Raw genomic sequence first — 20,175 nt, 5'->3', positions numbered from 1 at the left:
AAAAAATGTTTTTTACACTTTCATTGTTTTACTGATGCTCTGACTAATTGACGATTAAGCCGTTAAAGTTAATCTCGTCAACACGGCACTGTACTTCTTCATAAGTGACAAGAAAGCCGTAAAATAACTGAAAGGAAGGATAAAGATTATGCGTAAATTAACTGCACTGTTTGTGGCTTCAACTCTGGCACTGGGCGCTGCGAACCTGGCTCACGCAGCGGATACCACCACCGCGGCACCGGCAGACGCCAAACCGATGATGCAGCATAAAGGTAAATTCGGCCCACATCATGACATGATGTTTAAAGACCTGAATCTGACCGATGCTCAGAAACAACAGATTCGCGACATCATGAAGGATAAGCGTGACCAGATGAAGCGTCCGCCGGTTGAAGAACGCCGCGCAATCCACGACATCATTGCCAGCGATACCTTCGATAAAGCGAAAGCAGAAGCACAGATTACGAAGATGGAAGAACAGCGCAAAGCGAACATGCTGGCACACATGGAAACGCAGAATAAGATCTACAACATTCTGACCCCGGAACAGAAAAAACAGTTTAATGCCAATTTTGAGAAGCGTCTGACAGAACGTCCGGCGCGTGACGGTAAAATGCCTGTACCTGCTGAGTAATCGCTGAGCAGACTTATTCGAAGACCGCCGGTCTTGTCCATCCTCTCCACTGAGGCGATGGACAGGATCGGCGGTTTTTTCTTTTTCATACCCTATGGAAAATCATCATGGCTGCCGATAACGACGTTGTGCTTTATTATGCCGCATGATGTTTATCAGGAGCGATGATGGAATACTTTGATATCCGCAAGATGCCGGTCAGTCTCTGGCGCAACGGTGCTGGTGAAACGCGTGAAATTTGCTGTTTTCCTCCGGCGACCCGCGATTTTCACTGGCGTGCCAGCATTGCTTCTATCGCCGGTAATGGCGAGTTTTCGCTCTTTCCTGGTATCGAGCGGGTGATTACCCTGCTGGAAGGCAGCGAAGTGACGCTGGAAAGTCAGGGCGCCTTCAGCCATACCCTTAAGCAGCACCAGCCGTTTACCTTTGCCGGCGAGCGTGTGGTGAAGGCCAGACTGACGGAAGGGCAGATGTCGATGGATTTTAATATCATGACCCGGCGTGACTCCTGCCAGGCGAAAGTGCGGGTGGCCGATCGTACCTTTACCACGTTTGGCTCACGCGGCGGCGTGGTGTTTGTTATTAGCGGAGCCTGGCAACTGGGCGATAAGCTCCTGACTGCCGATCAGGGCGCCTGCTGGCACGACGGAAAACATACGCTACGGTTGTTGAAAGCAGAAGGGAAACTGTTATTCAGCGAGATCACCTGGTTGCAGGGGTATTCCCCGGATTCAGTTCAATAATTTCACAGGTTCCGGCAACGAGCGGCTTACAGAGAATCTTGTAACCGTCATGATCAAAACCGGCTGGCGTCTGGACCAGCGTCGCCGCATCCTCCAGCGTATCGACCGCCCCCAGCCATAGCCAGTTATTAATGACGTGATACTGCGTCATTTGCGCACGACTCTCTCTGAGCGCAATGGCGTTTTTCCACGGCCAGCAGATAACGCGCAGTTTTTCCAGCGATGCCTGTAAACGGGCGTCGTGCTCCTGTGGCGATTCTTTATTACAGCAGACGCCAGCGCAGCGTTTTAGCGCAGCGCGAAAGCAGGCTCGGCCACGGCTCAGGGGTTCAAGACCCAGTCGCCCGTAACACAATTTTTGTTCGTCAGCGAGTGACTGTAAGGCGGCAAGCGCGGCGCGGCGGTTGGCAAAAAGACCGAACAGATCCGGAGCGTGGGAGAAATCAACGTCACGCGAATAGACGACATCCACTTTTCCATCCCGGAGCGTTAATGCGCAGAGTTGGCGGTTGCGGCGCAGGCGTTTATTAAATAGCGGCTGTTGCTCTTTAATCAGCCGTGCCTCGAGTAATAGTGCGCCGATTTCACCGGCGGTACCGATCCAGGAGATACGCCTGGACTGGCGCAGCATGGCGGCTTCTTCTGGCGTGCGTAAATGCGACAGTACCCGACTGCGGATATTGACACTTTTACCAATGTAAAGTGGCAGGGTGTCGCTTTCGCTGTGAAACAGGTAAACACCAGGCACGCTCGGGAGCGACTCCAGGAAAGGGCGCAGATGTTCAGGATATTCGTAAACTGCTGCTGCTTCAAACTCAAGACGAGGAACTGATTGACGCCGTGCCACGGTAAACTCCGGATGCTGGTTATGCATCCAGTATAGCAGTGGTATTACGATGAAAAAAGAGAGGGCGTGGGCGACTGCGGCGCGAAAGCCGGATGGCGTTGCCATCCGGTCGGTTCATGCTTACTGTTTCCAGAAGTCATCAAACACGGTAATCGGCGGACGGCGTTTATGCTCTGTCTTCAGATACCAGCCTTCAATGATTTTCGCGATAGCGGCATCCACCGCTTTTCCTTCCAGATAGTCATCAATGTTCTCATAGGTCACGCCCAGCGCGGCTTCATCCGGCAGAGAAGGGCGATCGTCTTCGAGATCGGCGGTGGGTGTTTTCTTATAAAGGTGCTCCGGGCAACCTAATGCAGCCAGTAGTTGTTTCCCCTGGCGCTTGTTGAGGCGAAACAGCGGGTTAATATCCGTACCGCCGTCTCCGTATTTGGTGAAGAAACCGGTAATGGCTTCCGCCGCATGATCGGTACCCACCACCACGCCGCTGGTCATGCCCGCGATACTGTACTGTGCTTTCATGCGCTCACGGGCTTTTTCATTGCCACGAACGAAATCGCTCAGTTCAATACCGGCTTCACGCAAAGCCTGTTCGCTCGCCAGTACCGCACCTTTGATATTGACGGTCAGCACGCGGTCCGGCTGGATAAAGTCGATGGCGTCCTGACAATCCTGCTCATCAGCCTGAACGCCATAAGGCAGGCGAACGGCGATAAACTGCAGTGCGTCGTTACCGGTCTCAGCACGCAACTCGCTAATGGCGGTCTGGCAAAGTTTGCCTGCCAGCGTCGAGTCTTGTCCTCCGCTGATACCCAGCACCAGACTTTTCAGGAAGGGATAACGTTGCAGATATGCCTTCAGGAAATCCACGCTGCGGCGAATTTCCTCTTCTGGATTAATGTGCGGTTTTGCACCAAGCGCTTTGATGATCTCGTGTTGCAGAGTCATTTACCCCCTCCCCAATGTATAAAGAATAAAATCAGACTGTGTTAAAGCTAACCCTTTGCTGTGAAAACGACAAGTGAACGCAGGCTGAGTGGCGCTTAAAACGACATCCTGCCGTCTGAAAGGAATCTGGCAAAATATTCGCGTGCTAAGCGTTAGCTTGAAAAATGTCAAAATGTATTCCAGGCTTATATAACACGCTGATAAACAAGAGGACGGAAAATGAACAGGACTATTGCAGGAATTTTCAGTGCAGCAGCTGTATTAACGATGCTGGCAGGGTGTACGGCGTACGACCGTACCAAAGACCAATTTGTCCAGCCTGTGGTCAAAGATGTGAAAAAAGGCATGAGCCGCGCGCAGGTTGCACAGATTGCCGGAAAACCGTCGTCTGAGGTGAGCATGATCCATGCTCGTGGTACCTGCCAGACCTACATCCTGGGTCAACGTGATGGTAAAGCAGAGACCTATTTCGTGGCGCTGGATGATACCGGTCATGTGATCAACTCAGGCTACCAGAGCTGCGCTGAATACGATACCGACCCGCAGGCAGCGAAGTCACAATAACTGTCTACTGCTTGTACAAGTCAACGAACCGGCCCCTGGCCGGTTTTTTTGTAACGAAGATGATCTTATTTATTGATGCGAATTATTTACCCGAAGTGTGAAGGGGGTCATAACGCCAGGTCAATGAGAGACAATTTAGTTGGTCAAGGAAATACCATCAGCAGGTGCGATGCCGTATACTCATTTCAGACACAGAAATAAGTTTTCGGTTACGCAGGTTATCCAGAGCATAGAAGCAGGTAGAGACTTGCGGCGTGGCTGGTTGACAGATAATCGCACATGAGGAAGGTCTGAATGGAAAAGAAACACATTTATCTGTTTTGCTCTGCGGGTATGTCTACCTCTTTGTTAGTGTCAAAGATGCGCGCGCAGGCGGAAAAGTATGAAGTCCCGGTTATTATTGAAGCATTCCCGGAAACCCTTGCCGGAGAAAAAGGACCCAATGCTGACGTTGTATTATTAGGTCCACAAATTGGTTATATGTTGCCCGAAATTCAGCGTTTGTTACCGAACAAACCTGTAGAAGTGATTGACTCGCTGCTGTATGGCAAAGTCGATGGTTTAGGCGTGCTTAAGGCTGCAGTTGCAGCAATTAAAAAAGCCGCTGCAAATTAATATTTTAAATTTTCCCGTCAAAGAGTTATTTCATTTACATATACCGCAATAATTAATTGCGGTTTTTAAGGGTATTTTTCTATGAGTAACGTCATTGCTTCACTTGAAAAGGTACTCCTTCCTTTTGCTGTCAAAATAGGAAAGCAGCCACACGTTAATGCAATCAAAAACGGTTTTATTCGTTTAATGCCATTAACCCTCGCGGGGGCTATGTTTGTATTAATCAATAACGTTTTCCTGAGCTTTGGGGAGGGGTCGTTTTTTTATTCCCTCGGTATTCGGCTGGATGCGTCAACCATTGAAAATCTCAATAGTCTGAAGGGCATCGGCGGAAACGTCTATAACGGTACGTTGGGTATTATGTCACTGATGGCGCCATTCTTTATCGGTATGGCGCTGGCGGAAGAGCGCAAAGTCGACGCCCTGGCGGCCGGCCTGTTATCGGTCGCGGCCTTTATGACCGTCACGCCTTATAGCGTGGGTGAAGCCTATGCGGTTGGGGCGAACTGGCTGGGCGGCGCGAATATCATTTCCGGTATTATTATCGGTCTGGTGGTCGCCGAAATGTTTACCTTTATTGTCCATCGCAACTGGGTCATTAAATTACCTGATAGCGTACCGGCATCTGTCTCTCGTTCATTCTCAGCATTGATTCCAGGCTTTATTATCCTCTCCATTATGGGGATCATCGCCTGGGCGCTGACGACTTGGGGAACAAACTTCCACCAGATCATTATGGACACCATCTCGACACCGCTGGCTTCGCTGGGCAGTGTGGTAGGCTGGGCGTATGTACTCTTTGTTCCGCTGCTGTGGTTCTTCGGTATCCATGGCTCCCTGGCGCTGACGGCGCTCGACAGCGGTATCATGACCCCATGGGCGCTGGAAAACATCGCTATCTATCAGCAGTACGGTTCAGTGGATGCCGCGCTGGCTGCCGGTAAGACGTTCCACGTCTGGGCGAAGCCGATGCTCGACTCCTTTATCTTCCTCGGCGGTAGTGGTGCAACGCTGGGTCTGATCCTGGCTATCTTTATCGCCTCTCGCCGCGCGGATTACCGTCAGGTGGCGAAACTGGCTCTGCCATCAGGTATCTTCCAGATTAACGAACCGATTCTGTTTGGTCTGCCGATCATCATGAACCCGGTGATGTTCATCCCGTTCATTCTGGTTCAGCCGATACTGGCCGCGATCACGCTGATAGCGTATTACCTGGGGATCATCCCACCAATTACGAACATTGCACCGTGGACTATGCCAACCGGGCTGGGGGCGTTCTTTAACACCAACGGGAGCGTTGCGGCTCTGCTGGTCGCCTTGTTCAACTTAGGGATTGCGACGCTGATTTACCTGCCGTTCGTGGTGGTTGCGAACAAAGCGCAAAACGCAATCGACAAAGAAGAGAGCGAAGAAGATATCGCTAACGCACTGAAATTCTAAGTTTAACCCGGCATGTGGCAACGCATGCCGGGCCGTCAAAGAGGAATGATTTATGATGGATCTCGAGAATATTACTGATACCCAAACCGAAGCCGAAGAGCTCGAAGAAGTGGTGATGGGGCTTATCATCAACTCCGGACAGGCGCGCAGCCTGGCCTACGCGGCCTTAAAACAGGCGAAGCAGGGCGACTTCAACGCCGCGAAAACAATGATGGAGCAGTCGCGCATGGCGCTGAACGAAGCCCATCTGGTGCAGACGAAACTGATTGAAGGCGATCAGGGCGAAGGTAAAATGAAAGTCAGTCTGGTTCTGGTTCACGCACAGGATCACCTGATGACGTCAATGCTGGCACGCGAACTGGTGGCAGAGTTGATTGAGCTTCACGAGAAGCTGAAATAGTAAGGAGTTGATGATGCAACATCAGGCGACCGCACCGGAAATCACCATTGCCCGTGAACAACAGTTGTTTAACGGTAAAAATTTCCATGTCTTTATCTACAACAAGACAGAGAGCGCCTGCGGTTTGCATCAGCACGATTACTATGAGTTTACGCTGGTGCTCACGGGGCGCTATTACCAGGAGATCAACGGTAAACGCGTGCTGCTGGAACGGGGTGACTTTGTGTTTGTCCCGCTCGGTTCGCACCATCAGAGCTTCTACGAGTTCGGCTCGACGCGCATTCTCAACGTTGGCATCAGTAAACGTTTTTTTGAACAGCACTACAGCCCTCTCATGCCGTTCTGTTTCGTGGCATCGCAGGTCTATCGCACCAACAGCGCATTTCTAACCTATGTCGAAACGGTTATCGCCTCGCTCAACTTTCGTGATACCGGGCTGGAAGAGTTTGTCGAAGTGGTCACCTTCTACATTATCAACCGCCTGCGCCATTATCGTGAAGAACAGGTTCTGGATGATATTCCGCAGTGGCTGAAAGCCACCGTGGAAACCATGCACGATAAAGCGCAGTTTGGTGAAAACGCGCTGGAAAATATGGTTTCCCTGTCGGCAAAATCTCAGGAATACCTGACGCGAGCGACCCAGCGTTATTACAGCAAAACGCCGATGCAATTAATTAATGAAATTCGCATTAACTTTGCCAAGAAACAGCTGGAGATGACTAACTACTCCGTAACAGATATTGCGTATGAAGCGGGATACAGTAGTCCAAGTCTGTTTATTAAGACGTTTAAAAAAATGACGTCATTTACGCCTAATAGCTACAGAAAAAAACTCACGCAATATAATCAGTAATTATTTTACTCAACAACCAGGTTTACGCTTGCCCATTAGTGACGCGGGACGTCTGCGTCATATCTGACAGAAGGGCAGAGCATCATTCACGCCAGTGTTAAGCACTGAAGGGAGAAACGATGAGCCAGAAATTAAAAGTCGTCACCATTGGTGGTGGCAGCAGCTATACCCCGGAATTGCTGGAAGGATTTATTAAACGCTACCACGAGCTGCCGGTTTCCGAATTGTGGCTGGTTGACGTCGAAGGCGGTGAAGAGAAACTGGATATTATTTATCAACTTTGCCAGCGTATGATCGAAAAAGCAGGCGTGCCAATGAAGGTGTTTAAAACCCTGGATCGCCGCGAAGCACTGAAAGATGCCGATTTCGTAACCACGCAGTTGCGCGTAGGACAGTTGAAAGCGCGTGAACTGGATGAGCGTATTCCGTTGAGTCACGGCTACCTGGGCCAGGAAACCAACGGTGCCGGTGGTCTGTTCAAAGGGCTGCGCACGATCCCGGTGATTTTCGACATTATTAACGATGTGGAAGAACTGTGCCCGAATGCCTGGGTGATCAACTTTACTAACCCGGCAGGCATGGTGACCGAAGCGGTCTATCGTCATACGAACTTCAAACGCTTTATTGGCGTGTGCAACATTCCGGTCGGGATGAAGATGTTCATCCACGATGTGCTGGCACTGAAAGAGAGTGATGACCTGTCGATCGACCTGTTTGGTCTCAACCACATGGTGTTCATTAAAGACGTGATCGTCAACGGGCAGTCACGCTTTGCCGAACTGCTGGATGGCGTAGCCTCGGGCCAACTTAAAGCCTCCACGGTGAAAAACATTTTCGATCTGCCGTTCAGCGAAGGGCTGATTCGCTCTCTGAATCTGCTGCCATGCTCGTATTTGCTGTACTACTTCAAGCAAAAAGAGATGCTGGCGATTGAGATAGGCGAATACTACAAGGGGGGCGCGCGGGCTCAGGTGGTACAGAAGGTCGAGAAACAGCTGTTCGATCTGTATAAGAACCCGGAGCTGAACGTCAAGCCGAAGGAGCTGGAGCAGCGCGGTGGCGCGTACTACTCTGACGCCGCCTGTGAAGTCATTAATGCCATTTTTAATGACAAGCAAACCGAGCATTACGTCAACATTCCGCATCACGGCCACGTCGATAACATTCCGGCCGACTGGGCGGTAGAGATGACCTGTACGCTGGGTCGCAATGGGGCAACGCCGACGCCGCGTATCACCCATTTTGACGAGAAAGTGTTGGGATTGATCTATACCATCAAAGGTTTTGAAGTCGCTGCCAGTAACGCGGCGCTGAGTGGTGAGTTTAACGATGTGTTGCTGGCGCTGAACCTGAGCCCGCTGGTGCACTCAGACCACGACGCAGAAGGGCTGGCGCGTGAACTGATTCTGGCGCACGAAAAGTGGCTGCCAAACTTTGCCGGGTGCATTGCGAAGCTTAAAGACGCACAACACTAAAGAGGTCGGCTATGGAACGCTTATTGATTGTAAACGCGGATGATTTTGGTCTGAGCAAAGGGCAAAACTACGGCATCGTGGAGGCCTGTCGCCACGGTGTGGTGACCTCGACCACGGCGCTGGTGAACGGTGATGCCATTGAGCATGCGGTCGCCTTAAGCCGCGATCTGCCGACGCTGGCGGTAGGGATGCACTTTGTTCTGACGCTGGGAAAACCGCTGACCGAGATGCCGGGATTAACCCGTGAAGGGCGTCTGGGAAAATGGATCTGGCAGATGGCAGAGGAAGATACGCTGCCGTTGGATGCAATCGCCCGTGAGCTTGCCAGTCAGTACCAGCGTTTCATCGACCTGTTCGGACGGGAGCCGACGCACCTGGATAGCCATCACCATGTGCATATGTTCCCGCAGATCTTCCCCCTTGTCGCGCGATTTGCCGCAGAGCGTAATCTTGCGCTGCGCATTGATCGTCAGCCGGTGTTCCAGGCAGGCGATCTTCCGGCGACGCTGCGTAGCTCGCAAGGGTTCAGCAGTGAGTTTTACGGGGAAGCGATTTCGGAAGCGTTGTTTCTGCAGGCTCTCGATGCTTCAGCAAAACGTGGAGAATCCTCACTGGAAGTGATGTGTCACCCGGCGTTTATCGACAATATCATCCGTCAGAGCGCCTATTGTTACCCCCGCTTGACTGAACTGGACGTGCTGACGTCGGCCTCGCTCAAGTATGCGATTGCAGAACGTGGCTACCGTCTGGGCAGTTTTCTTGATGTCTGACTCCTGAGTTTGCGGCGCGTGGTGCGCCGCTTTTTTTGCCCGCGAGTTGCCTCAGGCTGGTACGGTCGGGATTTTAGCCGTGCGCGACCAGACGCGATGAGCTGCCATCAATGTAAACAGCTCATCCATAAAACGGCTATCCGCATCAGCGCCTTCAACAACGCCTTCCTCCCCCTGACTGTCGATATGAAGTCGCGCTTTAAAGCGTCGTGCTTCACCGGCGAGTGCAATAGGTTTGAGATGCTTATAGGCTTCCAGCAGGTAGTACTGCGCGTCGCCGTTGTCCTCAATATCGGCGATGTCACCGCACGGCACAATGACTGCATCCACGGTGAGAGACGGTGCTCCGGCAAAAGTGGCGGCGATGGTCAGCGTTGAACCATCATCTGCGACCACCTCGCCCATGCGGGAGTAGAGCAGTTTCGCGTGGACGCCTTTCGCCTTAAGCGCCTGGAGTATTGAAAGCAGATCGGCGGATTTCACTTTTCCGTTGAGCAAAATCCCGACGACGCGGCCTTTGATATCTCCGTCCGGCACAGCATACAAACTGAGTGAAGGATCTTTCTTCAGTCCGTTCACCTCTGGCGGCGGTGCAATTTGTGTCTGTTCATCGCTTAACGCGATCCCCAGATTCTTCCCGACCGCCTGCGCGAGGTTAATGTCGATATGCGCCAGTTGGTCGACCACCCGTTCACGGATCCAGCTACGAACGACCTTACTCAGTTCGAAGCTGAAGGCATCGATGATATGCAACTGCTCAACGGGCGTCTGGCTTGACCAGAACAGACGCGGATGGGCGTAGTATTCACCAAACGAGGGGCTACGTTCACGGATTTTGTTACCTTCGATGCGTTCCTGATATGACTCAAAGCCGCCGCGTTTCGGTCCCGGCGGCGTTTCACGCGGCCAGTTGTCATTGATGGAGTTGGGTTCATAGTTGGCCGGGTTGGTATCAATATCCTGGCGGTGCATGCCGTCACGCTGGAAGTTGTGATACGGGCAGGTCGGGCGGTTGATTGGGATTTCGTGGAAGTTAGGTCCGCCAAGACGGCTAATCTGCGTATCGGTATAGGAGAACAAACGCCCCTGCAACAGCGGATCGTTCGTGAAATCAATGCCGGGAACGATATGGCCGGGATGAAAGGCGACCTGTTCGTTTTCGGCGAAGAAATTATCGGGGTTGCGGTTGAGTACCATTTTACCGACGCGCTGCACCGGAACCAGCGCTTCGGGGATCAGTTTGGTCGGATCCAGTAAGTCAAAGTCGAATTTCAACTCGTCCTCTTCCGGGATCAATTGCAGTCCCAGTTCATATTCCGGGAAATCACCGGCTTCAATGGCTTCCCACAGTTCCCGGCGATGGAAGTCCGGGTCGCGACCGGTCAGCTTCTGCGCTTCATCCCATACCAGTGAGGCTTTACCTGCCAGAGGTTTCCAGTGGAAGCGAACGAAGGTGGCCTTACCTTCGGCGTTGATCAGACGGAAGGTGTGGATGCCAAACCCTTCCATGGTGCGATAACTGCGCGGAATGCCGCGATCGGACATCGCCCACATGACGTTATGCAGGGTTTCTGGCTGTAACGACACGTAATCCCAGAAGGTGTCATGCGCACTTTGTCCCTGCGGTATCGCCCAGTGAGGCTCCGGTTTTACCGCATGGACAAAGTCAGGAAATTTATGCGCGTCCTGAATGAAGAACACCGGGGTGTTATTGCCCACCAGATCAAAAATGCCTTCTTCGGTATAAAACTTGGTGGCAAAACCACGGATATCACGCACCGTATCCGCCGAGCCTGCGCCGCCCTGAACAGTGGAAAAACGTACGAAGACCGGGGTGATTTTATCCGGGTCAGAAAGAAAGTCGGCTTTGGTGATGTCGCTCAGATTTTTGTAGGGCTGGAAATAGCCGTGGGCTGCCGAGCCGCGCGCATGGACGATCCTCTCGGGAATGCGCTCGTGGTCAAAATGGGTGATTTTTTCGCGCAGGATGAAATCTTCAAGTAGCGTAGGACCACGACTGCCTGCACGCAATGAATTCTGGTCATCAGCAATGCGTACGCCCTGGTTAGTAGTGAGGGCAAAATTCTCGCTGCCCTTGCGTACCGTTTCCAGATCGCTCAGTTTTTTATTGCCGGTATCCGGGGCTTTCAGACTGCCGGGCGCGGTAGGTTGCGCGCCTGGCGGCGTCGGTTCAGGAACAGGGCGATACGACTCATTATCAGGAGCCAGAGAGTCCAGACCCGGTTTTGCTTCGCGCGGATCGTGCACCGGTGATTGATGTGGATGGGGATTTTTCTCATTATGCGACATTGAACTCGTCTCCATTTTTCATTGCTGAAAGGGTCGATATTTTTTTGTCAAAAACCCTCTAACTATAGTCCACTCGTGTGATCCCGCCGGGCAGAACGCGGATGACAGCGTTGGTTGACAGGGGAAAGCGCACGCCAGGAGCAGGACGGGCGGGGGTAAAATCGGCTAAGATAGTTCTTTTCTGATTTTTGAATTTGTCTTAGTGAAGCAATTAATGATGAAACCTCTTCGCCAACAAAATCGCCCGGTTATTAGTTATGTTCCGCGTGTTGAACCTGCACCGCCCGAACATGCAATAAAAATGGACGCGTTTCGTGACGTGTGGATCTTGCGCGGGAAGTATGTCGCGTTTGTCTTAATGGGGGAGTCGTTCCAGCGCTCGCCGGCGTTCAGCGAGGCGGAATCTGCCCAGCGCTGGGCAAATCAGATTCGTCAGGAAAACGAAATAGCGGATTAATTCCGGCATAAAAAAACCGCCTCGAAGGGCGGTTTTCTGTTTTGGGGACGTTTAGTGATGCGCCAGTTCGGCGTCGTCTTCACTGTCCAGAATGGTTTTATCGGTTTGCTTCAGCCACTGGCTGGTCAGCGTACCGGCGGTCATTGACCCGCTGACGTTCAGCGCGGTACGGCCCATGTCAATCAGCGGCTCAACGGAGATGAGCAGCGCCACCAGCGTGACAGGCAGCCCCATCGCAGGCAGTACGATCAGCGCGGCGAACGTGGCGCCGCCACCGACACCGGCTACCCCGGCAGAGCTGACGGTCACAATGCCGACCAGCGTCGCAATCCAGAGAGGATCCAGCGGGTTAATACCGACCGTTGGCGCCACCATAACGGCCAGCATGGCCGGATACAAACCAGCACAGCCATTTTGACCAATCGTTGCACCAAAGGAGGCGGCAAAGCTCGCGATAGATTCCGGCACGCCCAGACGACGGGTTTGCGCTTCCACGTTCAGCGGGATAGAGGCGGCGCTGGAACGGCTGGTAAACGCGAAGGTCAGAACCGGCCACACTTTGCGGAAGTACTTGAGCGGGCTCACGCCGTTAACACCCAGCAGTACGCCGTGGACAACGAACATAATGCCGAGACCGAGATACGAGGCGATGACGAAGCTACCCAGCTTGATGATGTCCTGCAGGTTAGAACCCGCTACCACTTTGGTCATCAGCGCCAGGACGCCGTAAGGCGTTAACTGCATGACCAGACGGACCAGTTTCATCACCCAGCTTTGCAGGGTGTCGATTGCGGTCAGCACACGTTCACCTTTCGGCGCGTCATCTTTGAGCAGTTTCAGCGCGGCGACGCCGAGGAAGGCGGCAAAAATGACCACGCTAATAATGGACGTCGGGTTCGCGCCGGTCAGATCGGCAAACGGGTTTTTCGGCACAAAGGAGAGCACCAACTGCGGGACACTGAGATCGGCCACTTTACCGACATAGTTGGTTTCAATGGCATTCAGTCGCGCCGTTTCGGCACCGCCCTGAACCAGACCTTCAGCGGTCAGTCCAAACAGATTAGTCACCAGCACACCGACCAGTGCGGCAATCAATGTGGTAAACAGCAGGGTCCCGATGGTCAGGAAGCTGATTTTCCCCAACTGTGAGGCGTTATGCAGACGGGCGACCGCGCTCAGAATCGAGGCAAATACCAGCGGCATGACGATCATTTGCAGCAGTTGCACATAGCCGTTACCAACAATGTTGAACCACTGGACGGAATCTTTCAGCACCTGGCTGTCAGAGCCATAGATGGTGTGCAGCGCAAGGCCAAAGACCACACCCATGACCAGACCGACCAGCACTTTCTTTGCCAGACTCCACTGTTTATGACGGGCTTGCGCCAGCACAAACAGCAGAATGACGAACACCACAATGTTCGCGATTAATGGAAAATTCATCCCCGTTCTCCTGATTTTATTATTCGTCCCGCTGTGTCACAGCGATCCTGTTGCCGCAAGGTTAGCAGAACTGTGACCTGGCTCTTATATTCAAATGGAATTGTTTATGCCAAAAATGATAATTTCGCTGCTTTACTGGTCGATTTGATGCTTTATAAAGCGATTGAACTGCCATTGCAGTGTATTAATCATATCGGATGACCAGCGAACTGCACTGTTCTGGGGCAAGGTCTGGGGCATCCATACCGCCCAGGCAAACAGCGCCATGCAGAGAAATCGCTCCAGTTGATTACCTTTCTGCGGGACCAGAATCGGCAGGCGAAAGCGCCAGCGACAGGGCCAGAGCAGGGGGACGCCCGCTGGGGTTAGCATATCGGCGGCGATATGGCTCAGATAGCCTATCACCATACCCTGCAAGGCATCGGCGGGGATAACCCAGCTCTCCGGCACTTTCAGGTAGAAGGTCGCCAGTAGCGCAAAGACGGCCAGCAGACTGTGAGTGAATCCGCGATGGCCAAACGCACGGGCGATCGGTTTCGAAATCCATTTTAGTCGCTGACCGAGAAATGACTTTGGGTGATCAATGTCCGGTAACAGACAGGTCAGAATAGCGGAAGGAACAATATGCCACCAGTCACCCTGTGCGAGCACGGGTGTGAGTTCCGCGTTTTTAGCAAACACCGCGCAGGCAATGGAAAAGAGGAGGTGACCTTCCGCCGTCATGATAAAACCTGATAAACTGTGAATTCGTACAGTATAGGATTTTTATACAGTGGGCGGAAGTGGTGACGTTGTAACTCTTTGTCAATAATGCGCGTTTAACGCGCTAACCAACCGCCATCGACGGCCAGCGTATAACCGTTGATGTAATCTGCTGCCTTCGAGGCGAGGAAAACGACCGGACCCTGCAGATCGTCTGGCGTTCCCCAGCGGCCCGCCGGGATACGATCGACAATCTCTTTATTGCGTTCAGCATCTTCCCGCAGTTGTTGGGTGTTGTTAGTTGCCATGTAGCCGGGGGCGATAGCATTGACGTTAATCTGATGCTGCGCCCACTCATTCGCTAACAGTCGGGTAATGCCCAGAACACCGCTCTTTGAGGCCGTATAGGACGGGACGCGAATACCGCCCTGAAACGACAGCATTGACGCGATGTTGATAATTTTTCCGCCCTGGCCCTGGGCGATGAACTGGCGTGCAACGGCCTGGGAGAGAAAGAAGAGCGACTTGAGATTCAGGTTCATCACGTCGTCCCAGTCCTTTTCAGTAAAACTGAGTGCGTCTTCGCGACGAATGGTCCCGGCGTTGTTCACCAGAATGTCGATGCGACCGAATTTCTCTACCGCCTGGGTGATAACGTCCGCGATGACTGCCTGTTGGCTTAGATCGGCCTGTATGGCGAAAAAGCGGCGACCCAGCGCTTCAACTTTGGCGGCGGTGTCATGAGGGACTTTGCGGTTCACGCCGATGATATCGCAACCGGCTTGCGCCAGCGCAACCGTCATCCCTTGCCCGAGCCCGGTATCACAACCGGTGACAATGGCGACTTTACCTGTGAGACGAAATGCATCCAGAATCATAATGACCTCGGCTATCCGTTTTTATCTGTTATGTGCCTGAAAGAAGGATAGGAGAGGAACCGAAAGAATACAATAAAAATGAAACGTTGTTTTAATTTTGACTGTTGGCAAGACGGGCAATGTGGCCATTGCCCGATCCCGGTTAGCCAAGTAAATCGGCGATGGTCAGTTCTGTGAGTGTGTTGAGCCTGACGTCGGCGAGGATATAGCGCGGATCGTGTCGCACCTCTTTGTCCGGTACGACAATGGAGCGCATCCGTGCGGCTTTCGATGCCACCATACCGTTGACGGAATCTTCCAGCGCTACACAACATAACGGGTCGACGCCCAGTTTCGCCGCGCAGTCGATGTAAACCTGGGGATGTGGCTTGCTGTAGGGTAGTTTCTCCGCTGAAGCGATAGCGTCAAAGCTCTCCCGCAGGTCGAACATCGCCAGTACTTTTTCCAGCATATGCAAAGGGGACGCTGACGCCAGTCCGACTTTCAAACCTTGCGCTTTACACAACGCGACCGCTTCTTTGACGCCCGGTAACAGCGGACGCGTCTCTTCAACCAGCGTGATGGCACGGGTAATGACGCGATCGGTGACCTCCTGGCGGCTCGGCCCGTTCCACGGCTGCTGAGCAAACCAGAGATCGACAACCATATCGATGCGCAGCCCCAGCGTATCCGGGAGTTCGTGACGACGAGTGATATCGACGCCGATGCTGGACAGCACGTCCAGTTCAGCCCGATCCCACAGCGGCTCGGAATCAATCAGCAATCCATCCATATCGAATATGGCCGCAAGAATTTGACGCGGGGTTGACATTACAACCTCTCCTGTTGAGCATTAAATGTAGGGTATTCAGCGTTAGCCGCTATCATAACGTTTTTAAAGATCGGGCGAAAAGGGTTATCAGCAGGTAGACTTAAGCCAAAACGACGCGTCTTCATCAAGGGGAACTCATGACGTATCAACAAGCTGGACGCATTGCAGTGTTAAAAAGGATCTTAGGATGGGTGATATTTATCCCGGCGCTTCTCTCCACGCTGATTTCAGCCCTGAAATTTATGTACGCGCACAGCGAAAAGCAGGAAGGGATTAACGCGGTGATGCTCGATTTTGCCCACGTCATGATCGACATGATGCGAGTGAATACCCCGTTTCTGAACCTCTTCTGGTACAACTCGCCGACGCCGGATTTCCAGAATAGCCTGAACATTCTGTTCTGGCTGATTTTTGTGCTGATTTTTATCGGTCTGGCGATGCAGGATTCCGGCGCGCGCATGAGCCGCCAGGCGCGGTTTTTACGTGAAGGCGTTGAAGACCAGTTGATTCTGGAGAAAGCCAAGGGCAGCGAAGGGTTGTCACGCGAGCAGATCGAGTCACGGATCGTGGTGCCGCATCACACGATTTTTCTGCAGTTTTTCCCGCTCTACATCCTGCCGGTGATTATCATCATTGCCGGCTATGTGTTTTTTTCCCTGCTGGGATTTGTCTGAACAAAAAGGCCGCCATCCGGCGGTCTTTGAGAGTGATGACAAACCTCGTTCCGTTACCGGACAAGCCGAGAGCGCCTGATTATAAACGAGGAAAATCAATTCATTGATTTTCGGCTGATAACCACAAAGAAGGAAAAACCACGTTTTATCCTTCTTTGTTAGCGGCCTGAAAGGCCGCCATCCGGCGGCCAATTGATGTCAACCATGATTACGCCGCGAGTAGTCTGTCCATTGCCTTCTGCGCAATCACCAGGTGCTGGCCGCCAAACAGTCTTGCCCGGTTGAGCAAGGTATACAGTTGATATACTGGTTGCCGGTCGAGAAAATCTAACGGCAGCGGCGATACCGACTGATAACCATCATAAATTTGCGGCGGCTGTTCAGTATGCAGCGGCAACATCGCCAGGTCGCACTCCCTGTCTCCCCAGTAACAGGCTGGGTCAAACAGATACGGACCGTCTGGTCCGAGCGCGCAGTTCCCGGACCACAGATCGCCGTGTAATAAAGAGGGCTGTGGCTGGTGGGAGGCGAGACGCTGTTGCACGTGCTCGACGATGGCGTCGATATTACCAAAGGCAATCCCTTTTTCCGCCGCCAGTTCGAGTTGCCAGCCAATGCGCTGTTCGGCGAAGAAGGTAGACCAGCGGCGCTGCCAGGCATTGGGTTGCGGCGTGGTCGAGAGCGCGTTATCGAAGTCCAGCCCAAACTGCGGCTGATCGCTCCATTCATGCAGGTGGGCAAGCTGCTGCCCCAGAATAAACGCACTGTGCGCATCCAGGGGGCGGGGAGGGAGATAATCCATCACCAGAAAGCTGTAATCACGATCCGCACCCACCGCCCACACTTTGGGGACCGTCACCGTATGGCTGCGTGATAACAGTTCTAATTGGTCGGCTTCTGCCGTGAAGCCTGGAAGCAGTTCTCGCTCATCACATTTAACGAAGAAATCGCGTCCCGCATAGCGTAAATGCCACGCGGCATGAATTTCTCCGCCAGGCAGTTCGTTACGCAGTTCGATTTCGCCTTCACCGAGTTGCTCGCTTAAAAGACGACTGATAGCCTGCCACATGATGTCTCTCCCCATGTTGTCTGCCAGATCATAAGGTTAGCGCAAAGATGCGGTAAAAAAACACGAACTAACGCACACCGTGGACGTGTTTTCGTGGTAATGGCATTTATTGTCCGCTGAGATCCCACTCGTCCCAGGTCACCACGCTGACCTCCGGCATTTTATCTAACGCACTTTCAGCCAGTCCCGCGGCCAGAGCTTTGACCTCGTACGGACTCTGGGCGCTAATCAACCCAAAGGTATTGGTTCCCAGTTCATGCACATTACCGTCATCATCCGTAAGAGTGAGTAGAAAACCGGCACGGGTAAGATGATTATTCAGTTCATTTATTTCCGTTAAGGAGTCCTCGTGGAACGTGATAGTAACAACATATCGGGTGATTTCCCCACTGGCCATTTGACACCCCTTTGTAATCTCATGAGTTTGTAGCATAGACGGTGAACGCGTAAGCCGACAGGTTTACGCAAAATTCCCCCTCGAAGAGAGGGGGATTTATTATGGCTGGCTAAGGTAAGCGTAGATTTTATGTGTATCGTCATGGGAGCACAGGCGTGTTCCCTGGTTGAGGGTGGCGGCGCTACCGGCCGCCACGCCGAAGCGCACCATATCGTCAAGCGAGGCGCCTTCAGCCAGTTTGAGGGTCATTGCTCCCACCATACTGTCGCCCGCGCCCACGGTGCTCTGGCTTTTGACCGGTGGCGGCACAACCTGTACACAGGTTTTACTGTCCACGCCCAGTGCGCCCTGAGGACCGAGCGAGACGACGACGCGCTGTGCCTTGCCGCTGCGGACAATTTCCTGTGCCGCGTTGCGCACGTCATCAGGTTGCGTCAGTTCGCGATTAACCAGGGCACTGAGTTCTTTCTGATTGGGTTTAACCAGTTCGATATTGCCAATCGCTAACGCGGCCGTCAGCGCCTCGCCGGAGCTGTCAATGATGCAACGGATCCCCTGTTTCTGCGCGGCGGTAATTAACTGGCTGAGTTTTTCAACGTTAACGCCTGGCGGCAGACTACCGCTGATCACCAGAATGGCACCGGACTCGATCTCCAGAACCTGCTCTTCTATCTGGCGAAACTCATCGTCATTCAGAGCCGCGCCGGGCATCACAAAGCGATACTGTTCACCGCTGGATTCGACATGAACGTGCAGGTTCTGACGCGTCCAGTCTTTTGCATCAATGGTTGCGACCGGAACGTTTTCGTCAGCGAGCAGGGTCACCAGGTGTTCACCGGTTGCCCCCCCGACGGGGAAAATAGCGGTTGCCGTTCCGCCCAGATGGGCGATGGCGCGAGCGACATTAATGCCACCGCCGCCAGGCTCAAATACCGGGGCAGTACAGCGGAGTTTCCCTTCGGGATAGATTTGCGGAGTGATCGTTGCGCTATCGAGAGAGGGCGCAAGCGTCAACGTATAGATACGTACCATCGTTACCTCCTGTTAGGCTATGTTCAGTCTGGCACCGAATAGCCCTAAAGTGAAGTCATTAACAATATGATTAATTAAAGTTTATTTATTTAATTTACCGTAAGGATATATAAATATTTAATTGTTTTGAGAGCTCTCTTATTCAAAAAATGAAATAAGAATTCATTGCTATGTTATTCGAGCCTTTTTATAATTTGTTACCTTTCCTGGGGCGTTTGTCATTGATCCCTCTGAAAGTTTCCGGGACCGTAATGGTCTCTTTTTTTGTTGTACGGACTCTTTATAAATGAAGCTTTTAAAGACAGTTCCCGCTGCCGTTCTGCTGGCGGGGGGCATGTTTGCGTCGATGTATGCAACTGCCGATGATTCCGTTTTTACTGTCATGGATGACCCCTCAAGTGCGAAGAAACCCTTCGAAGGCAATCTCAATGCCGGTTATCTTGCGCAGTCAGGCAACACGAAAAGTTCTTCTTTGACCGCGGACACGACCATGACCTGGTACGGCCAAACAACGGCCTGGTCACTGTGGGGGAACGCGAGCAACACTTCTTCCAATGATGAACGTTCTTCAGAGAAATATGCGGTTGGCGGTCGTAGTCGTTACAACGTGACCGATTATGACTATCTTTTTGGCCAGGCGAGTTGGCTGACGGACCGTTATAACGGCTACCGTGAGCGCGACGTGTTCACTGCCGGTTATGGTCGCCAGTTCCTTAACGGTCCCGTACACAGTTTCCGTTTTGAATTCGGTCCGGGCGTACGGTACGACGAACATACGGATGGCACGACGGAAACGCAGCCGCTGGGCTATGCCTCTGGCGCGTATGCCTGGCAGATATCAGACAACACCAAATTTACGCAAGGCGTGTCGGTGTTCGGTGCTGAAGATACGACGCTGAACTCCGAGACGGCGCTAAATGTGGCAATCAATGAGCACTTTGGTCTGAAGGTGGCGTACAACGTGACGTGGAACTCCGAACCGCCGGAAACGGCACCGGAGCATACGGACAGACGTACCACCGTCTCTCTGGGCTACCGGATGTAAACTGAGGCCAGACTGTTCGTCAGTCTGGCTTTTTTATTACGGTGTCTGACGTCGATTTGCCCTTCAGC

At 52.6% G+C, this 20,175-nt stretch carries 22 protein-coding genes; 12 read left to right on the top strand and 10 right to left on the bottom strand.

Going from position 1 to position 20,175, the window contains the following annotated elements:
- Positions 1 to 148 precede the first annotated feature (148 nt).
- Both spy and ves read left to right on the top strand, forming a co-directional pair.
- Complete coding sequence (gene spy / locus JTI98_RS16735) at positions 149 to 634, top strand: ATP-independent periplasmic protein-refolding chaperone Spy (RefSeq protein WP_044254826.1); 486 nt, start codon at positions 149 to 151, stop codon at positions 632 to 634.
- A 167-nt stretch (positions 635 to 801) separates the two neighbouring features.
- On the top strand, positions 802 to 1,377 hold the full coding sequence (ves, locus tag JTI98_RS16730; protein WP_043000895.1) for an environmental stress-induced protein Ves: 576 nt from the start codon (positions 802 to 804) through the stop codon (positions 1,375 to 1,377).
- Here ves and cho read toward each other — a convergent pair.
- Both cho and nadE read right to left on the bottom strand, forming a co-directional pair.
- Positions 1,337 to 2,251, bottom strand: a complete 915-nt coding sequence (gene cho, locus JTI98_RS16725; RefSeq protein ID WP_371811938.1) for an excinuclease Cho — start codon at positions 2,249 to 2,251, stop codon at positions 1,337 to 1,339. The two genes, ves and cho, sit on opposite strands and share 41 nt — an antisense overlap.
- Before the next feature lie 93 nt (positions 2,252 to 2,344).
- Entirely contained in the window at positions 2,345 to 3,172 is an 828-nt protein-coding gene (gene nadE, locus JTI98_RS16720) for an ammonia-dependent NAD(+) synthetase (RefSeq protein WP_044254823.1), read from the bottom strand.
- A 219-nt stretch (positions 3,173 to 3,391) separates the two neighbouring features.
- Between nadE and osmE the strand changes: the two genes are divergently transcribed.
- The 7 genes from osmE to chbG all read left to right on the top strand — a co-directional run bounded on the left by osmE (position 3,392) and on the right by chbG (position 9,289).
- Complete coding sequence (osmE, locus tag JTI98_RS16715; RefSeq protein WP_043000893.1) at positions 3,392 to 3,736, top strand: osmotically-inducible lipoprotein OsmE; 345 nt, start codon at positions 3,392 to 3,394, stop codon at positions 3,734 to 3,736.
- Positions 3,737 to 4,030: 294 nt separating this feature from the next.
- Positions 4,031 to 4,351 carry a PTS N,N'-diacetylchitobiose transporter subunit IIB gene (gene chbB / locus JTI98_RS16710; RefSeq protein WP_042319411.1) on the top strand — a complete coding sequence of 107 codons (321 nt, stop codon included), beginning with the start codon at positions 4,031 to 4,033 and terminating at the stop codon, positions 4,349 to 4,351.
- Between the two features lie 81 nt (positions 4,352 to 4,432).
- A complete protein-coding gene (chbC, locus tag JTI98_RS16705) occupies positions 4,433 to 5,791 on the top strand; it encodes a PTS N,N'-diacetylchitobiose transporter subunit IIC (protein ID WP_044265468.1) in 1,359 nt (452 codons plus the stop codon).
- A gap of 52 nt (positions 5,792 to 5,843) precedes the next feature.
- Positions 5,844 to 6,191, top strand: coding sequence for a PTS N,N'-diacetylchitobiose transporter subunit IIA (chbA, locus tag JTI98_RS16700; RefSeq protein ID WP_044327542.1), 348 nt, complete (start codon positions 5,844 to 5,846; stop codon positions 6,189 to 6,191).
- 10 nt (positions 6,192 to 6,201) lie between these two features.
- Positions 6,202 to 7,044, top strand: coding sequence for a transcriptional regulator ChbR (gene chbR / locus JTI98_RS16695; RefSeq protein ID WP_080343308.1), 843 nt, complete (start codon positions 6,202 to 6,204; stop codon positions 7,042 to 7,044).
- A 119-nt stretch (positions 7,045 to 7,163) separates the two neighbouring features.
- Positions 7,164 to 8,519, top strand: coding sequence for a 6-phospho-beta-glucosidase (locus JTI98_RS16690; protein ID WP_043000889.1), 1,356 nt, complete (start codon positions 7,164 to 7,166; stop codon positions 8,517 to 8,519).
- Positions 8,520 to 8,530: 11 nt separating this feature from the next.
- Positions 8,531 to 9,289: a chitin disaccharide deacetylase gene (gene chbG / locus JTI98_RS16685; protein WP_043000888.1), complete on the top strand. Its 759-nt coding sequence runs from the start codon at positions 8,531 to 8,533 to the stop codon at positions 9,287 to 9,289.
- 51 nt (positions 9,290 to 9,340) lie between these two features.
- Here chbG and katE read toward each other — a convergent pair whose 3' ends face one another.
- The gene (gene katE / locus JTI98_RS16680; RefSeq protein WP_054176634.1) at positions 9,341 to 11,599 is read right to left on the bottom strand and encodes a catalase HPII; all 2,259 of its coding nucleotides are present in this window, start codon (positions 11,597 to 11,599) and stop codon (positions 9,341 to 9,343) included.
- 202 nt (positions 11,600 to 11,801) lie between these two features.
- Between katE and cedA the strand changes: the two genes are divergently transcribed.
- A complete protein-coding gene (gene cedA, locus JTI98_RS16675; RefSeq protein WP_071888400.1) occupies positions 11,802 to 12,056 on the top strand; it encodes a cell division activator CedA in 255 nt (84 codons plus the stop codon).
- A gap of 51 nt (positions 12,057 to 12,107) precedes the next feature.
- On the opposite strand, the gene tcyP is transcribed toward cedA, so the two are convergent.
- The 4 genes from tcyP to hxpB all read right to left on the bottom strand — a co-directional run bounded on the left by tcyP (position 12,108) and on the right by hxpB (position 15,890).
- Entirely contained in the window at positions 12,108 to 13,499 is a 1,392-nt protein-coding gene (gene tcyP, locus JTI98_RS16670; RefSeq protein ID WP_054176635.1) for a cystine/sulfocysteine:cation symporter, read from the bottom strand.
- Between the two features lie 132 nt (positions 13,500 to 13,631).
- Positions 13,632 to 14,222 (bottom strand): metal-dependent hydrolase, encoded by a 591-nt coding sequence (locus tag JTI98_RS16665; RefSeq protein ID WP_043000884.1) that lies wholly within the window; start codon positions 14,220 to 14,222, stop codon positions 13,632 to 13,634.
- Between the two features lie 95 nt (positions 14,223 to 14,317).
- Entirely contained in the window at positions 14,318 to 15,079 is a 762-nt protein-coding gene (gene kduD, locus JTI98_RS16660) for a 2-dehydro-3-deoxy-D-gluconate 5-dehydrogenase KduD (protein WP_058587977.1), read from the bottom strand.
- 142 nt (positions 15,080 to 15,221) lie between these two features.
- Entirely contained in the window at positions 15,222 to 15,890 is a 669-nt protein-coding gene (gene hxpB, locus JTI98_RS16655) for a hexitol phosphatase HxpB (protein ID WP_043000882.1), read from the bottom strand.
- A gap of 137 nt (positions 15,891 to 16,027) precedes the next feature.
- Here hxpB and JTI98_RS16650 point away from each other — a divergent pair, with 137 nt between their 5' ends.
- The gene (locus tag JTI98_RS16650; RefSeq protein WP_044254806.1) at positions 16,028 to 16,564 is read left to right on the top strand and encodes a YniB family protein; all 537 of its coding nucleotides are present in this window, start codon (positions 16,028 to 16,030) and stop codon (positions 16,562 to 16,564) included.
- A gap of 208 nt (positions 16,565 to 16,772) precedes the next feature.
- On the opposite strand, the gene JTI98_RS16645 is transcribed toward JTI98_RS16650, so the two are convergent.
- The 3 genes from JTI98_RS16645 to pfkB all read right to left on the bottom strand — a co-directional run bounded on the left by JTI98_RS16645 (position 16,773) and on the right by pfkB (position 19,062).
- Positions 16,773 to 17,633 carry a fructosamine kinase family protein gene (locus JTI98_RS16645; RefSeq protein WP_043000880.1) on the bottom strand — a complete coding sequence of 287 codons (861 nt, stop codon included), beginning with the start codon at positions 17,631 to 17,633 and terminating at the stop codon, positions 16,773 to 16,775.
- Between the two features lie 106 nt (positions 17,634 to 17,739).
- Positions 17,740 to 18,030, bottom strand: coding sequence for a type V toxin-antitoxin system endoribonuclease antitoxin GhoS (gene ghoS, locus JTI98_RS16640; protein WP_216081552.1), 291 nt, complete (start codon positions 18,028 to 18,030; stop codon positions 17,740 to 17,742).
- Between the two features lie 99 nt (positions 18,031 to 18,129).
- Complete coding sequence (pfkB, locus tag JTI98_RS16635) at positions 18,130 to 19,062, bottom strand: 6-phosphofructokinase II (RefSeq protein WP_044254802.1); 933 nt, start codon at positions 19,060 to 19,062, stop codon at positions 18,130 to 18,132.
- Positions 19,063 to 19,348: 286 nt separating this feature from the next.
- On the opposite strand from pfkB, the gene JTI98_RS16630 reads away from it, so the two are divergent.
- Positions 19,349 to 20,107: a YdiY family protein gene (locus JTI98_RS16630; protein ID WP_043000877.1), complete on the top strand. Its 759-nt coding sequence runs from the start codon at positions 19,349 to 19,351 to the stop codon at positions 20,105 to 20,107.
- The last annotated feature ends 68 nt before the right edge of the window (positions 20,108 to 20,175 follow it).

The sequence above is a fragment of the Citrobacter sp. MGH 55 genome, from assembly GCF_016906145.1.
Lineage (GTDB): Bacteria > Pseudomonadota > Gammaproteobacteria > Enterobacterales > Enterobacteriaceae > Citrobacter_A > Citrobacter_A amalonaticus.
Note: the sequence above shows the minus strand (reverse complement) of the source record. Positions and strands in the feature narration are given on the sequence as shown.

Coding starts and splice junctions, on each gene's coding strand:
- JTI98_RS16645 (WP_043000880.1), bottom strand. CDS start 17,633: ATGTGGCAGGCTATCAGTCGTCTTTTAAGCGAGCAACTCGGTGAAGGC.
- JTI98_RS16650 (WP_044254806.1), top strand. CDS start 16,028: ATGACGTATCAACAAGCTGGACGCATTGCAGTGTTAAAAAGGATCTTA.
- chbB (WP_042319411.1), top strand. CDS start 4,031: ATGGAAAAGAAACACATTTATCTGTTTTGCTCTGCGGGTATGTCTACC.
- JTI98_RS16630 (WP_043000877.1), top strand. CDS start 19,349: ATGAAGCTTTTAAAGACAGTTCCCGCTGCCGTTCTGCTGGCGGGGGGC.
- JTI98_RS16690 (WP_043000889.1), top strand. CDS start 7,164: ATGAGCCAGAAATTAAAAGTCGTCACCATTGGTGGTGGCAGCAGCTAT.
- ves (WP_043000895.1), top strand. CDS start 802: ATGGAATACTTTGATATCCGCAAGATGCCGGTCAGTCTCTGGCGCAAC.
- chbG (WP_043000888.1), top strand. CDS start 8,531: ATGGAACGCTTATTGATTGTAAACGCGGATGATTTTGGTCTGAGCAAA.
- tcyP (WP_054176635.1), bottom strand. CDS start 13,499: ATGAATTTTCCATTAATCGCGAACATTGTGGTGTTCGTCATTCTGCTG.
- hxpB (WP_043000882.1), bottom strand. CDS start 15,890: ATGTCAACCCCGCGTCAAATTCTTGCGGCCATATTCGATATGGATGGA.
- osmE (WP_043000893.1), top strand. CDS start 3,392: ATGAACAGGACTATTGCAGGAATTTTCAGTGCAGCAGCTGTATTAACG.
- ghoS (WP_216081552.1), bottom strand. CDS start 18,030: ATGGCCAGTGGGGAAATCACCCGATATGTTGTTACTATCACGTTCCAC.
- katE (WP_054176634.1), bottom strand. CDS start 11,599: ATGTCGCATAATGAGAAAAATCCCCATCCACATCAATCACCGGTGCAC.
- JTI98_RS16665 (WP_043000884.1), bottom strand. CDS start 14,222: ATGACGGCGGAAGGTCACCTCCTCTTTTCCATTGCCTGCGCGGTGTTT.
- cho (WP_371811938.1), bottom strand. CDS start 2,251: ATGCATAACCAGCATCCGGAGTTTACCGTGGCACGGCGTCAATCAGTT.
- chbR (WP_080343308.1), top strand. CDS start 6,202: ATGATGCAACATCAGGCGACCGCACCGGAAATCACCATTGCCCGTGAA.
- chbC (WP_044265468.1), top strand. CDS start 4,433: ATGAGTAACGTCATTGCTTCACTTGAAAAGGTACTCCTTCCTTTTGCT.
- kduD (WP_058587977.1), bottom strand. CDS start 15,079: ATGATTCTGGATGCATTTCGTCTCACAGGTAAAGTCGCCATTGTCACC.
- spy (WP_044254826.1), top strand. CDS start 149: ATGCGTAAATTAACTGCACTGTTTGTGGCTTCAACTCTGGCACTGGGC.
- chbA (WP_044327542.1), top strand. CDS start 5,844: ATGATGGATCTCGAGAATATTACTGATACCCAAACCGAAGCCGAAGAG.
- pfkB (WP_044254802.1), bottom strand. CDS start 19,062: ATGGTACGTATCTATACGTTGACGCTTGCGCCCTCTCTCGATAGCGCA.
- nadE (WP_044254823.1), bottom strand. CDS start 3,172: ATGACTCTGCAACACGAGATCATCAAAGCGCTTGGTGCAAAACCGCAC.